Source organism: Alteromonas sp. AWJ4_197 (assembly GCF_056160285.1).
Window position 1 is genome coordinate 1 of record NZ_JBSWWW010000031.1, and the last position, 1,574, is coordinate 1,574.

Here is a 1,574-nt window from a genome sequence, read left to right on the forward strand (position 1 = left end):
TGAGCCGAGACAAAGCGGAAAGTTCTACAGGAGGTGTGCAGTGGAGGACATCTTCTGGCCGGCCCTGATCATGGGCCCCGTGATGATCGTCTTCGGCATTGTGGTCATCAGGTTCCGCAAAACGCTGATCTCAGTCATCATCGAGGCCCAAAGCGTGCTGTTCGGCCGGCGAGTCGGTCAGATCTTCGCAGATCGCACCGGCTCTTCGGCGCTGCTCTCTCCCGGGGTCGGCGCCGTCGTCCTGGGGGTCGTGATCATCTTGATGGGTCTGTTCCTGCCGCGGGAGATGTTCTAGTGGGGTGGCCGAGCCTTGTCTTGGGTGCTGCCATGGTGATCACCGGCGTGGTCCTCCTGCTCTGCCGGAAGTCACTTGGGGGTCTCTACGCCTCACGGCGCCAGGCTCCTCCGCCGGATCATCCGCAGTACCGAGCAGAACCTGCCTTCACCGCCGGTCCCATCGGCGTCCTGGGATGTGCTGGCATCTTGGCTGGCCTCATCGTGCTCGGGGCAGAGGTGCTCTGACCCTCCGCGCACGGGAGGGCCAACCTCAACGCACCTCCCAAGGTCACTACATCATGCCCGGGCGGAGACTCACCCCGGCGCGATGAGCAACTTCATGTGCAACGCCGCAGTCCCCGCAGTGCAACGGAGCATCAGCAGTTCCCTGCGGGAAGGCGGGGGCACCGAGGCGCGACCGGAGGCTCTGCTCCGGGGACGGGGTCCACGGCGTGGTCCCCGGTGCCATGGACGGGAACGGGGCGGCCGCCGCGCCGTGCATAGGTTTCGACTCGGCCCAATGAACTCCTGAAGTCAACAAGACTGGAACAGATCAGGTTTGTGTCGCTGACGGGGTTGGCTCAAGGATGTCGGCTGGATACGTTGCAAAGACAAATACCTCTCAGAAAGCGACAAACAGATGCGAAAAAGCGCAGCAAGTGCCGCACTGATCACCGCCGTCGGATTTTCAGCCCTCAGTGCTGCCCCGGCGTCGGCCGACGTTTACGGACCCATCTTCCCCGTCTGTGATGCAGCCTTCGCCGCAGGGGTGTACAACATCCCCCAGGGCAGCCCGGCGTACCACCCCGCTCTGGACACCGACGCCGACGGCGTGGCGTGTGAGAGCGAGGCTTACGCCTACGACGCCGCGACGGTGGCCGAGATCGTGGAGCAGCGTGAGCTGGCCCGGGACACTCTGCCCCCGAACACCGGCATCATCGCCGGCCCCGATGGCACTGGTCTGGAGGAGGCACCGCAGATCGAGCAGGTCCCCGTCGGCGGCGCCGACACCGGCGTGGCCGTGGAAACCGCCGACGGCGACAGCGCCGCCGCGGTGACCGGTGGCCTGGCCCTGACCGTGACCCTTGCTGGTAGCGCGTTCTGGCTGCGACGGCGCGCCCGCACCGCCTGAGCAGCACGCCTACGGCCCCGGTAACCCTCGCACCGGGTTGCCGGGGCCATTGGTGTACCTGTCGCAAGCACTGTCCCACCTCATGCATCACCGCGCCGGCAGAGCCGGGTCGACCACACGGACCCACCAGCAGAGGCCAAAAATTCCAGAGCTGAGTGTCCGACAA

Annotated in this window: 2 protein-coding genes; both read left to right on the plus strand. The window is 65.7% G+C overall.

All coding sequences use genetic code 11. The features are described 5' to 3' along the window. The coding region (locus ACXAGC_RS20340) for a hypothetical protein (RefSeq protein ID WP_474846822.1) at positions 1–295 on the plus strand (295 nt) is incomplete at its 5' end. Between the two features lie 621 nt (positions 296–916). Continuing rightward, positions 917–1,408, plus strand: coding sequence for an excalibur calcium-binding domain-containing protein (locus ACXAGC_RS20345; RefSeq protein WP_454549712.1), 492 nt, complete (start codon positions 917–919; stop codon positions 1,406–1,408). Positions 1,409–1,574 lie beyond the last annotated feature (166 nt).